At 38.5% G+C, this 13,408-nt stretch carries 6 protein-coding genes; all 6 read right to left on the bottom strand.

Annotated features, from left to right (window positions below; translation table 11 throughout):
* Positions 1 to 48: 48 nt before the first annotated feature.
* Positions 49 to 5,469: a leucine-rich repeat protein gene (locus R2R35_RS02030; RefSeq protein ID WP_317732830.1), complete on the bottom strand. Its 5,421-nt coding sequence runs from the start codon at positions 5,467 to 5,469 to the stop codon at positions 49 to 51.
* A 244-nt stretch (positions 5,470 to 5,713) separates the two neighbouring features.
* A complete protein-coding gene (locus R2R35_RS02035; RefSeq protein ID WP_317732831.1) occupies positions 5,714 to 6,841 on the bottom strand; it encodes a response regulator in 1,128 nt (375 codons plus the stop codon).
* Between the two features lie 215 nt (positions 6,842 to 7,056).
* Entirely contained in the window at positions 7,057 to 9,162 is a 2,106-nt protein-coding gene (locus R2R35_RS02040; protein ID WP_317732832.1) for a glutamine synthetase III family protein, read from the bottom strand.
* A gap of 280 nt (positions 9,163 to 9,442) precedes the next feature.
* Positions 9,443 to 10,264 carry a mechanosensitive ion channel family protein gene (locus tag R2R35_RS02045; protein WP_317732833.1) on the bottom strand — a complete coding sequence of 274 codons (822 nt, stop codon included), beginning with the start codon at positions 10,262 to 10,264 and terminating at the stop codon, positions 9,443 to 9,445.
* A 179-nt stretch (positions 10,265 to 10,443) separates the two neighbouring features.
* Positions 10,444 to 12,684, bottom strand: coding sequence for a 1,4-alpha-glucan branching protein GlgB (glgB, locus tag R2R35_RS02050; protein WP_317732834.1), 2,241 nt, complete (start codon positions 12,682 to 12,684; stop codon positions 10,444 to 10,446).
* A 29-nt stretch (positions 12,685 to 12,713) separates the two neighbouring features.
* A complete protein-coding gene (locus R2R35_RS02055) occupies positions 12,714 to 13,364 on the bottom strand; it encodes a YesL family protein (protein WP_317732835.1) in 651 nt (216 codons plus the stop codon).
* Positions 13,365 to 13,408 lie beyond the last annotated feature (44 nt).

Consider the following 13,408-nt stretch of genomic DNA (forward strand, 5'->3'; position numbering starts at 1 on the left):
CCGGCAATATCGCATTCAGGTGGTGCATGCACCAGCCTCAATATACATCTACTTCGCCTTTACGGTAACTCCCGAAGGCATTCTAAAATCTGCAAATGAATTTTTGTAGCTTTTTAATTCTTTCTTTGGTACATAGATAACACCTTTTCCATTGATGTCTTCAAACACACAAGGGAATGGCATAACTGGTGCTTTCGTGCTCTTAAAGGTTACTTTTACAAGCCCTGAGTGAGCAAAAGCACAGCCGCGGATTTCCTTTACTGTAGCTGGTATTATAACCTCTTTTAAACCTTTGTTTACACTAAAAGCATATGCTCCTATAACCTTAATCTTACTGTCAACTGTAATCTTGCCTGTCGCAGAAGGATAGGATAACAGAGTGGTTCCTGCCTTATCAAGCAGCATGGAGTTTCTAGCTGAGTAATTAGGATTCTTAGCAGCCACCTTAAAGGTTACAAGATTCTTACTGCCGGTAAAAGCAGTTGAGGAAATATCCGTTACGGTGCCTGGTATGGATACAGACACTAATCTTGATACCATATAAAAAGCACTTTCATCAATCGAGGTAACATTATATTTCTTCTCGTTGATTGTAACGACTTCAGGTATGGTAACCTTTGCAGGCAATTTGTCATTTACCTGGTTATTTGCAACTGCCACTGTACCGTTGGTAGTCTCACTGGCGTCTTTGGTTATACGGTAATTGATATTATCAACATTTACAAGGCTGTTATAATACTGAATGAAACCAACTTTCGTGGGTTTAACAGCCGACTGTACATTAACCTGGATTGTATATACTTTTGTTGCAGTTTTGTTCGTTACCGCAGCCATAAGAACCGCTTTTCCTGTTTTCTTGGCAAAAATAACACCATTTTCATCTACGCTGATATAGGTAGGTGTGGATACATGGTATTCAACTGATGCGCCTTCCGGAAGATTTTTAATCTCAACAAGAGTTGTCTGTCCTGCGGTGGCTGTTATTGTCTCCGGAATACTGATTTCTTTCGGAGTAGTGGGAGTACTGTTATTTCCGTTATCCGTCTCTTCTGCTGCTGTAGTATATACAACACCATAAGTTGAAAATCTATCTGTCTCAAATTGTAATTGAGTACCGCTATTTATAACAGTTGTAGGCAGATTCTCACTTACACCCTCATGGTATCTCACCACCTGATAGTTATAACCCGTTCTGTAAGAAGCAGGTATATCTATCATGATAGTTACCGGTTCCTGGGTATTGGAGATTTCCGTATCATTCGCAAATCCATCATAAGAAACCGTTTTTATCAGAGTTGCGTCAAAGAAAAAGCTTGTACTATTTCCAAATAATCCATCTACATATGCTTTCAAAGCATCTTTTTCTTCTGTCTTCTGTGGTTCGCGGATCAACAACAGAACCTTGATGGAAGTTACGTTTCCATCTGCAACATCAGCTGAGATATCGACTGTATTAAGCAGATTGCTGTTTCCGACAGTTGCAGTTACTACCGTAGTATCAACCTTAATCTCTGCCTTTAAATCTTTATCCAGTTTCTTGATCTTTAAGGTATAGCTGTTGTTATCACTAAATTTAACCGTAACAGAAGGGTTTGCTTTTGTGCTGTCGTATTTGACTTTAATCCTTAGAGGATTATTTAGAAGTTCAACTTCACAATCTGTACCGAACACCTCAATATCTGCTGTAGCAGTATTCAATACGGGTAAAATATAAAGTTCACCGTCTTCTGCATAAACAGTGAAGGTCTTCTCTTCTTCTGAATCAGGTATTACCTGGGGGTAACTGGTTACATCATCAATAATCTGATAAGCCTCACATCTTAGGATTTTTACATCATCCTCTTTTGTAGTATTGTCTTTTTTAGCCGTTGTAAAGGACCAGGTACTCTGAGAACCAAATTCAGCCATTGCATTATTTGTTACACTCTTAATGAAGTTTGTGTCAAGTTTAATGTAATAACTGGTTTCATATTCTAAGGCCTTTGGAAGTTCAACGGTTACTTTGGTTCCATTAACCTTCACTTTATTGTTACTGCTGTGGATATCCGTATATTTCTTTCCGGTCCTGGAATTATAAACTGTAAGATATCCGTTTCCTTTCACAACCTTCTCGCTTGCTTCAAAGCTTATGAGGGTATTAACTGGGGCATTTGCTTCTCCGTTAACTGGTGATAAGATATCAGCAATATAAGGTATAGTACCAACATAAGTAAAAGGCCCTAAATATCCGCTACTTTCATTGCCTGCTGCATCTACTGCCTTATAGTGAATATAATAAGTACCGTCTTCCGGGAAGGTGAATTTAACATCCGGCTCTGTGCCTTCAATCCAACTGTCTGTATCAGAAGGAATTTCTTTGGATTTTGTAATAATTACTTTGTAGGAAATTGGTTCCATGCTTCCTTCATCCTGAAAGCTTATAACGATTTCCTTGTCTCCAGTGGTTACATCGTTACCGATACTAGCGGTAACAGAAGGTCCAGTTATATCCGCATAGGTAAACGGCCCCATAACTCCTGTAGAGATATTCTTTTCATTATCCTGTGCATAGTAATGGATATAGTAAGTACCGTTTTCTTTAAAGTACACTTCTCTTTGTGCCGTTTCGCTGTAATCAGACCAACCATCTGCACCCATTTCTACAGGCTCAGTACTTTTACTGATATATACCCTCTGTTTCTTGACTCCGCTGTTGTCAGTAAAGGTCAACACTACTTTACCTACCTCAATAGTTGAACCCACTGGTATGTTACTGCTTACAGCAGGGCCGGTAGAATCCTTGTAGGTGATAGGTCCTAAAGTACCCTGTCCAATATTGCCAGCATAATCAATTGCTTCGTAATGAATGTAGTATTTTCCTACACCTGATAATGATACAGTACGTGTAAGATGTCTGCCCGGTGTCTGCCATATCGTTTCCTCGGAGATTTCAGGGCTGGTATCAACACTGACCCTCTGGGATTTTAATCCACTGCCACCTGCATCTTTAAAGGTAATTACTACTTTATCATCTCCTGTCGTTGCATTGTCCGCAACGTTTGCTACTGCTACAGGTGCAATCTTATCATCGATTACTTCAACAGTTCTTGCAAAGACCTCAGAAGTTCCATTTACACTGGTAACCGTAAGGCTAATCTTATATGTTCCTGCAGGATCTCCACTAAAGTCAATAACCCCGCTGGTTATAGCACTTCCTGTTACTGTTTCTACATTAATTTCTTTTTCATAAGGCACACCATTTCTTGTTACCGTATAAGTACCAGTGACCTCTTCACCATAAATATCATAACTCTTTTCTGTTAAGACAAGAGTGTCATTTATTCCTTTTAGCAGAGTAGCTTCTGATAATTCGAAATCTGCAAATGGCCTGAGCTTTCTCGGTAAATTATTTTCATCCGTATAACTATAGCTGTAACTAATCTGTCTGGTATAAGGACTGCTGACAGCTCCATTTAAATCCGTTACAATCAATGATACCAGATAACGATGGTCGGGTTCAATAATTGTTATCGGTGAATCTGAAATCACCCAGGCAGGGTTCTCAACGGATAAATCAATATATTTCCATATAGTCTTTGTAGTATCAAGACCAAATCCATCAGGATCATATGATAAATCATTGTAGGTTACAGCAGCACCTGTTACTACCGTCACTGCAGATCCGGTTGCTACCGTTACCTCTCCAACGGTTTCAAGGCTAACCTCGTCTGGTGCTGTTCTTGCTTCTTCCGAGGTTCCTTCCTCACCAGGTTCTTTTCCTGAAGGACCGGTAATTGCAGGTCCGCTGACAGTTGCTGTAAAATATGCAACGGGTTGTCTGTGGGCTATTATGGTGCGCACTAACACATCTTCATAATAGATTTCATATTTACCCGGCAGACTGAAATCACACTCCAAATCTGACATCGGAATATTACTCTTACTATAGATACCTTCTGGATTGCTAAAGCCCTCTATGCTATGAACAATCTTCCATCTTCCGTCAGGCCAATTCACATCGGCTGTGTCAGAAGCGGATGCACCATTTACATTAATCTGTACGCTTTCTGAAGTCAGTATATAAGCTGCTCCTGCTTCATCAGATACCTGTCTTGGCTGATTATCCTGCAGAATTTTTTCTGCAATGGCAGTAATCTGCTTATCATAAGTATCTGTATCCGCATTATCTACATTTATAAAACCGCCTCTTGAATCATTTAATCCAATAAATTCCTCTGTCTGCTCTTCATTGGTATCACTACCCCAGCCAAGGTATGTAACATCATCATTGTTTAAACGGTTGATGATTTCGTACTCAGTCTGAGTATCCTCAAAATCTTTTATAACTTCCTCATTCAGATTAACGATATATCTTGAAGTTTTCGGATTCCACTCAGGTTCTGTGATAACTTCCTTTAAAGTCTTTGCTTTTTCTGTTGACATGGTAAGATTCTTTAAGGCCAGACTGGTGGGTAAATTACAACCATGAGCCCGGTAACTGGACAAAGGTCCAAATCCGAAAGAAGTTGCCTTCTCAAAGCTAACCATAGTTGCCTCATTATTATTTCCATTCTGTGTCCAACTTACAATATTCGAATCATCTAAATCAGTTGTAATTTCAGCTGTACTTCCCTTATACCATACTTTTACATTTGAAGGCTGTGCTTCAATTTTAATTTTACGGTATTTAACATTTGATGAATATACAGATGAAAAAGCTAGTTTTTTAAACCCAGCTGAATTAATAATACCTGGGTTATTTAAATGATGTAAGTCTTTTGTACTTAAATTATCAAATTTATAAAGGGCAATCTCCTGACCTCTGCCATCTCCTCCATACTGCAGGAATAACAGATAACCTGACATCTTTTGTGTGTTATTTGAGTAAGTGCCTGTCATTGTCGTGTTGAACAAAAAGCCCACACCATCTAAGGCATCATAAGCTTCATTCTCAATAATATCAAACTGAAATGTTTTGGTTGTAGGGTCACTATTTTCCAGATACATAAAATCCTTGTATGCGGAGGAGCCATATCCTGTAAAGAACAAATCTGCTCCATTATTCGTAGCTTCTAAATGACTGAGATTTTTATAGTAGGGATGACCCATCTGTTCATTATTACTTCCTGTCAGTTCAGTATAATTGTGACTTTCATCACTAATGACCGGTGAGCCAAAAGTATGATCATAAACCCACCAGTTAAAGCTACTGCTGCTGGTACTTACGGATTTTGATTCCAACTTAGAAATATTAATATCCTCCTCTGGAATCTGCCCCAGTTCTAATAGCTTTGCCTTTAAATCTTTTGAAAAACCGGAGTAGTCAACATTTGTCGCTCCTACAGCCAGTGCCACATCGATTTTCTTGTTGACTGTTACAGTAACTGCCGGATTTGAATCAGTTTGAGCACTTACAGTAACATGACTATTTGAGATTAATCCAACCAGCAGGGCAATAATCAGACAAATAGCAATTCTTCTTTTCTTCATTCACATTCTCCTTTCTAGTTTCCTGATAACCCATACTATTATATTTCGTAAATTCAACAGAAAAATAATATATACTACAGGCTTCGACATATTATACCAATTAAATCTTACAAAAAACTTACATAGGCCATATAGCCTATGAATCAAAAAAACCGTTAAGGATAGCTTTCCTGCTATGCCTAACGGCTTAAAAATGTTTCTGATTTATATTATTTACGAAATTTTTTTTATAATGATACCAAAGTCAGCCGATTAATTCCCCCTGTATCTGCAGGTCCATATATTTGATAAAACGCTTGTCTATATCCAGATTCAAATCATTTTTCATAACCCTGGCATATTTATGATAAAGTGATTTATACTTTTCTTTCTTTTCTAATTCTATGTAGAAACCAAGCAATTCTTCATAACCACGACTTGACAAGGAATTAATACTTATCAGCTTTTTTAATATACTCTCATATTTTTCAGCAGATATCTCTTTGTAGTATTCAGCCATTGAGAGCATAATCTCTTCCATTTGTATATCAACCCATTCGTTGATTTCATTTGTCCAATCTGTATCCATATTGGTAAAGACCTCACCATGGTATATTCCGGTAAGCCGTTCTGCCTCCAGCAAATTCTCCTCGGTTATCCGGCTGTAATTTCTTATGAATACCGTCAAATCGTACAAATCACAAATACCTCTTTTTATAAATACTTCGAAATCCTTATTAAATTTAAAATATGTCTCGTCAATACCATAACTGCACAAAGCCGCCTTCAGTCTGGAGACCGTCACATAAAAATTATTCCGGTCCAACCCTTCTTTTCCAGTAAATAATAATGACATTAACTCGTCCCGGTAAATAGCTTTATTCGCCTTGCAAATAAGATAACTCAATAATTCCTTTGTCTTACTTGTGGGAAATTTCATTGCTTCTCTTCCACTGCACGTAACTTCAAATTTACCGAAACACTTCATTTGAATTATCTGATTATTACTGCCTTTTTCCTTTTCCAAAGTCAACAGCGTATATTGTCTCTTTATGCTGTCCATCATCTTCGTAATCTCTCTCTCTGTAACAGGTTTTAGCAGGTAATCCATAGGATGAACCTGAAAACTTTCAATGGCATACTCGGAAAATGCAGTTATAAATACAATGATAACATCGGGTAAACGGCTTTTTATACTTTGTGCCAGTTTTAAACCGTTCAGTTCCGGCATCTCTATATCAACAAACAAAATATCCGGCTTGTCTGTTTCTACATTTTTTAAAGCCAATAGCGGATTGGTATAGGCAGCCGCTATTTCCACCTCATGTTTTTTCAGAAAATAGCATAGTAAATCAATGGAATGTTTCTCATCATCAACAATTATTACCCTCAATCCCCAGTCTCCTCCTTCGCAACTACGAATAGCACACCTAAATCATATATCACATTTGCTCCTGATGCAAGTACCGATGAAGAAATTATTTATAACAAAGCATACTCCATGGTTTGACCTGATTAGAAGGAATTTAAAAGGACTGCCCTCTAAGCACCTATTATGTACTTAGCGGCAGTCCCATATTGGATGAATATATATTCTAGCTGGTGTAATTATACTTCAAATAATAAATCTCCATAAGTAGGTACCGGCCAAAGCTCTTTATCAACGATTAATTCCAGCTCATCAATAGGTGTTCTTAAAGTACTCATAGCAGGGAATACAACGTTTTTAAAGTATACAGCCTGTTCCTGACCTTCTTTATCAGCAGCTTCTGTTACAACTTCCTGTAATTTACCAAGAGCAGCTTTTGCAGAAGCTAAAAGTGTGGAGGTCTCTTTTAACAGGCTTTCCTGAACGGATACGTCTGCGTCGGGAACTGCTGCCTTAATAGAATTAATGGAGCCAGCAAGACCTGTAGCATATTTGATCGCGGCGGGAAGGAAAAGCTTGTTTGCCATTTCAATCATAGTCTTTGCTTCAATATTAATTGTCTTTGAATAGGCCTCAAATTCAATTTCCGCACGAGAATGAAGCTCAACTTCTGATAAAATTTTATATTTACCAAATACCTTGATAGCTTTCTCTGTAGTCATAGCAGGAATTGCTTCTACAAAAGATTTCAAATTAGGAAGTCCTCTTCTTTCAGCTTCAGCTACCCACTCGTCTGAGTAACCGTTGCCATTGAAGATGATTCTCTGATGCTCTGTTAAAGTCTTCTTGATCAAGTCATGTACAGCAATATCAAAATCTGCTGCTTCTGCAAGCTCATCTGCAAATTTGCCTAATACATCAGCTACAATAGCATTTAAGGTTGTATTCGGACCAGCGATGGACATGGAGGAGCCAACCATTCTGAACTCAAATTTATTACCAGTGAAAGCAAAAGGTGAAGTACGGTTTCTATCTGTAGCATCCTTCTTTAATTCAGGAAGTGTATGAACGCCAGTATTTAACTTTCCGCCTTGTTTACTGGTCTTAGCGTCACCAGTTTCAACAAGCTGTTTAACAACATCTTCCAACTGCTCTCCAAGGAAGATAGAAATAATAGCCGGAGGAGCTTCGTTAGCACCTAATCTGTGATCATTTCCTACATTGGAAGCAGAAAGACGAAGTAAATCTGCATTATCATCAACAGCTTTGATGATAGCGGAAAGGAACAACAGGAACTGAATGTTCTCATGAGGTGTCTTACCAGGATCCAGGAGATTCTTTCCGGTATCAGTTACGATAGACCAGTTGTCATGTTTACCAGATCCATTAACACCTGCAAAAGGTTTCTCATGAAGCAGGCATACAAGACCATGGCGGTTAGCAACCTTCTTCATTGTTTCCATTACCAACTGATTGTGATCAGTAGCAATATTAGCAGTAGAATAAATAGGTGCTAATTCATGCTGAGCAGGAGCAACTTCGTTATGCTGTGTCTTAGCTAAGATACCAAGCTTCCAGCATTCTTCGTTCACTTCCTTCATGAATGCAGCAATTCTTTCCTTTAAGCTTCCGAAATAGTGATCTTCCATTTCCTGACCCTTGGGAGGTTGAGCTCCAAATAAGGTTCTTCCGGAGAAAATAAGGTCAGGTCTCTTTAAGTACTTTGCTTTATCTACTATAAAGTATTCCTGCTCGGGACCTACGGAGCAAGAAACAGATTTAACTTCATCATGTCCGAATAATTTAAGTAAACGTACTGCCTGATCGCTTACTGCTTCCATAGAACGAAGAAGAGGTGTTTTCTTATCAAGCGCTTCGCCGGTATAGGAACAAAATGCAGTAGGAATGCAAAGTGTAACTCCAGAAGCATCTTCTCTTAAGAAAGCGGGTGAAGTACAATCCCAGGCGGTATATCCTCTTGCTTCAAAGGTTGCTCTTAATCCGCCGGAGGGGAAAGAAGATGCATCGGGCTCACCTTTGATTAATTCTTTGCCGGAAAATTCAAGTATGATTTTACCGTCGGAAGTAGGGCTGATAAAGGAATCATGTTTTTCAGCAGTGATACCTGTCATAGGCTGGAACCAATGGGTATAATGGGTTGCTCCTCTTTCGATAGCCCAGTCCTTCATAGCATTAGCAACAACATCAGCTACTGCAGGATCCAGTTCCTCTCCATTCTTGATTGTTTTCTTTAAAGCGGCGTAAACTTTCTTGGGTAAACGTTCTGTCATGGTTGCCTCATTAAAAACATCAACGCCAAAGATTTCAGTCAATTTCTCTGCCATAAAAATCTCCTTCCATACATTTATATTTGTGTTCTTTAACATATTTATTATGGATACAAATACAGTAGACCACTACATATACGTTAAAAAAATTATGTAATCCACATCAGTACTTGTATAAAAAAAGCGTCCCCAAAAAAGCTGGGAACGTCTTTGCTCCGGCATATATTTTGCCTATAGATAAAATACCACTTTTTCATAAAAAAGAAAAGCCCTTTTTTGAATTTTTTTTAGTTTTTTATGAATAAGTTTAAAATGTCCTTGAATTACCGGCAATTCTTTATACCATTATAACCTGTTTTTCATCAAATTCCTTCTTGATAGTCTCAAGAAGCTCACATTTACAGGTGAAATAATCTTCTGATTTAACCCATGCCCTGATTCCCATACTAATGCTGCCGGCATCAAAACTATTTATAAACACTAAATTAGACGCTTCTTTCATTACATATTTATTTTTAGCTAAAATATCTTCCAAGATATTTCTGATTCTGTCTATCTCCTCTGAGCGGCCAACAGCTACTGTAATATCAAGCCTGCGTTTTACTTCGTTGGTTGAATTTACAATATTAGCATTGGACAAAGCACCATTTGGCATAACAACAAGCCTGTTATCTGCTGTCAGCATTTTTGTATAAAAGATATCTATGGAAATGACCTTTCCTTCATTTCCAAGATGAGTGATGTTATCACCTACTTTGAACGGGCGAAGCAGCAGGATGATTACACCACCGGCAAAATTTGAAAGTCCGCCCTGTAAAGCTAAACCGATACTCAACCCTGCAGATCCTAAAATGGCAACCAGACTGGCATCTTTTACTCCAAAAATCTGAACCAAAATGATCCAGGTAAGTATTATATAAAGGATTGCCCGAAGAAAGGCCAGCAGAAAGCCTTTCACGCCTGCTTCCATTTTCCCTCTGATAAATGCCTTTTCAAACATTCCAAGCAACACTTTAATAACTTTTTTCCCAATAAAAATAACGATTAAAGCAATCAAAATATTAATAACAAATTCAAAGCCGCTGCTGATAAGACTTTTCCAGATATTATCTAAAGTTGTTACCACATCTTGTTTCATCGTTGTCAGGATTTTTTCCATACCAATCAATCCTTTCTGTATATTTTAATCTGTATATTTTTTTATCTGTCTCGTATTCCATCCATTGTATCTTTGAGACGGTTTTTCATTATCTAATAAATTTTCATCCTAAGAAGCTTTTGGTTTATCTCGTATAAATGATTAAACCTCTTAGTTCATTCTATTGTAATAAATTCACTTCATTTTTTCTTCTTAATTGCTGCAGCTGTCTCTTCGCAGGTAAATATACTGATTCCCAAAGGCGGTACTACGATAGAGAGAGAATCCTTTCTTCCGTCAGCAACGGCAGGCTTTGACTGCTTTACTCTCTTATTTACATTCCCCTGCCCGCCAAACCGAAGACAGTCACTGTTAAAAATCTCTTTGTATTTTCCCTGAAAAGGCACTCCAAGAAGAAAATGCTCATACACAACCGGTGTAAAGTTACAGATTATCAGCAGGGTTTCACTGCTCTTATCTGTTTTTCTTACAAATGCTATAATACTGTGATCGGCATCCAGACAACTGATCCACTCAAACCCTCTATTTTCAAAATCACAGGCATAAAGAGCCGGATATTTTTTATACAGATGGTTTAGCTCCTTTACGTATAAGTTCAGGGAAGCATTCCGTTCTTCTTTTAACAGTCCCCAATCGATTTCTTTCTTTTCATCCCATTCGCTGAATTGCGCAAACTCCTGTCCCATAAAAAGCAGTTTCTTACCGGGATGACACAGCATAAATCCATACGCAACTCTGAGATTTGCAAATTTTTGTTCAATTGTACCTGGCATTTTGTTAATCATGGAGCCTTTGCCGTGAACCACTTCATCATGGGATAACACCAGTATGAACTTCTCACTGAAGGCATAGACCAGACTGAAGGTAAGCTCTCCATGTCTGCCTTTTCGGAATAAGGGATCGCTTTTCATATAACCGGTAAAATCGTTCATCCAACCCATATTCCATTTCAAATCGAATCCCAGTCCCTCTTCTTTTAACTCTCCTGTTACTTTTGACCAGGCAGTTGATTCTTCGGCAATTAGTAAACTGCCGTCTTTTCTCTTCTTTACGATGGAATTTAAATGCTTTAACATTTCCACTGCTTCCAGGTTCTCGTTGCCGCCATATTTATTAGCAACCCATTCTCCATGGTTTTTCCCATAGTCCAGATATAGCATGGAGGCAACCGCATCCATACGTATCCCGTCAACATGATACTTCTCTATCCAGAAAAGGGCATTGGCAATAAGAAATAAGGAAACCTGTGGTCTTCCATAATTGTAAATCAGCGTCCCCCAGTGAGGATGGCTTCCCTGTCTGGGATCCAAATGCTCATAAAGGCAGGTCCCATCAAAATTAGCCAGTCCAAAGCTGTCTCTCGGGAAATGAGCCGGTACCCAGTCCAGAATCACACCAATCCCCTGATTGTGAAGATAGTTCATAAAAAACATAAAATCATCCGGTGTGCCATAACGGGAAGTTGGCGCATAATACCCTGTTACCTGATACCCCCAGGAGCCATCAAAAGGATGTTCCATTACCGGCATCAGTTCCACATGGGTATACCCCATCTCAATTATATAATCCGAAATGATTGGTGCAAGTTCCCGGTAATTATAAAATTCTCTGTCATCTCCCTTACCAGCATTCGGTTTTTTAAAAGACCCCAGATGAAGTTCGTAGATGTTAATAGGACTTTTACGGTAATCTGAATGTTTGCGGTTATCCAGCCACTTCTCATCAGACCACTTAAACTGATTAAGATCATGAACAATGGAAGCAGTATCTGGCCTTAGCTGGGCTCTGCTGGCGTATGGATCGGCTTTCATAACCATCATTCCGCCTTTTACTTTTATTTCGTATTTATAGAGTTCTCCCACTCTTAAACCTGGAACAAATAGTTCAAAAATACCGGAGTCCTTTAAACGCTTCATGGGATGTCTTCTTCCATCCCAGTTGTTAAAGTCTCCGACAACACTTACTCTGACAGCATTTGGCGCCCAAACAGCAAAATGCACGCCTGAAACGCCGTCAATGTCCATCGGGTGAGCGCCAAGTTTATCATATATGGTATAATGTATGCCTTTTGTAAAGCTGTTTAAATCCCCTTCCGTAAGTACCTGACCAAAAGCATAAGGATCATATAACTCCATCTTTGCATCGTTATCATAAGTCACAAGCAGAGTATAGGAAGCGATTCTTTTCAAATTCGGAATCAGAACAGCATAAAACCCGTCCTCTTCCATTGTCATGGTATATTCCTTAGCAGGTTTTTTAAGCTTCACTTTTACTGATTTTGCGGTAGGTAAATAGGCTTGTATAAGAAGTCCCCTGTCTGTAAGATGAGGGCCAAGAATATTCTGGGGGTTATCCTCCTCCGAATATACGATTGCTTCAATTCCCGCCCAATCCATTAAATCATAAAGCACATCCTCCATAAATAAAACCCTCCGCACCCTTTATTTTCTTATTCCAGATACCATTCGTCTACTCCGGTATTTTCTTCCTCATCCTCTTTCTTAGGCATATACTTTTTAAATACCCTTTCCATCAGGAAGGATATGAGCAATGCACATACTGCCGGTACAAATACAACAGTAAAAGCAAACAGATATATCACTAGCGCGAAAAATAACACGATAATAATCATAAGTATTGTACTGGGCAGATGCCTGATTGCCATAAAAAATGAGGTTTTAAATAATTGCTTTACACTTGTCTTAAATCTGGACAATACCGGGAATACATAAATACTTATGCTTAAGAGTATAAAAAACATACCCGTAAATATGCTGAATAATATAGCACCAGTCGTTGACTGCTGTACTTTTGCATAATTCCAGTCAAAAGCCAGAATTAATGCCGCAGCTGTTATTATAAGACCGCTTATTAATCCCTGCTTGAAATTTGCCTTAAATGCTTTAAAATACTCTCGCGCTATATAACCTCTGTCTCTTCTTAAAGACTTGGCTGTAGCATAATAAAGTGCAGTCAGGGCCGGCCCGATCGTAAATATCGGAATACAGGTTACCAGAAATAAAATACTTAAAAATATTGCATCTACGATCTTATTCAATCCGGTAAAAATAGGATTATCAACGTTAAAAATACTGCTCATGGGTTATCTCCTTATACTCGCCTATTTGTTTTTCATAAAATGAT

This window comes from Anaerocolumna sp. AGMB13020 (genome assembly GCF_033100115.1).
Lineage (GTDB): Bacteria > Bacillota > Clostridia > Lachnospirales > Lachnospiraceae > Anaerocolumna.

Excerpts from the sequence above, each read along its gene's own strand:
- R2R35_RS02030 (WP_317732830.1), bottom strand. The coding sequence starts at position 5,469 with ATGAAGAAAAGAAGAATTGCTATTTGTCTGATTATTGCCCTGCTGGTT.
- R2R35_RS02045 (WP_317732833.1), bottom strand. The coding sequence starts at position 10,264 with ATGGAAAAAATCCTGACAACGATGAAACAAGATGTGGTAACAACTTTA.
- R2R35_RS02055 (WP_317732835.1), bottom strand. The coding sequence starts at position 13,364 with ATGAGCAGTATTTTTAACGTTGATAATCCTATTTTTACCGGATTGAAT.
- glgB (WP_317732834.1), bottom strand. The coding sequence starts at position 12,684 with ATGGAGGATGTGCTTTATGATTTAATGGATTGGGCGGGAATTGAAGCA.
- R2R35_RS02040 (WP_317732832.1), bottom strand. The coding sequence starts at position 9,162 with ATGGCAGAGAAATTGACTGAAATCTTTGGCGTTGATGTTTTTAATGAG.